The organism is Psychrobacter sp. 16-MNA-CIBAN-0192 (assembly GCF_040309565.1).
GTDB lineage: Bacteria > Pseudomonadota > Gammaproteobacteria > Pseudomonadales > Moraxellaceae > Psychrobacter.
On the sequence record NZ_JBEOOX010000083.1, the window covers coordinates 1 to 335 of the forward strand.

The following is a 335-nucleotide window of genomic DNA, read 5'->3' on the forward strand; positions in this document are numbered from 1 at the left end:
CTTTGATTAGCTGCTCAACTAACTTACGAGAAGGTAAACTAACAAAGTCACGTTGGGCACTAATATCATTGACGGCCACCGCGTTCCAAAAAGGTGTTCTTGGCATAGGTTTACCGTTAATCATTAACGTGTCTGCACCAAAGCTTGGCATCAATCCAGTCATCGCTAACGCGATATCTAAATCGTTACCACCAATCCGTTGACCTGAATGGCCAAAGCAGTCTGGGCTGCGGTCTTGTTGCTTAATGTAGGACGGCCCCATCTTTACCACTGAACAATCTGTCGTACCACCGCCAACATCGACCACTCACACGGTCTTGTCATCGCGAAGGTTT

Annotated in this window: 1 protein-coding gene; it reads right to left on the minus strand. The window is 47.2% G+C overall.

Going from position 1 to position 335, the window contains the following annotated elements:
- Positions 1 to 307, minus strand: a 307-nt coding sequence (locus tag AAEY78_RS12455; RefSeq protein ID WP_352339653.1) for a hypothetical protein, incomplete at its 3' end; no start/stop codon positions are given.
- Positions 308 to 335 lie beyond the last annotated feature (28 nt).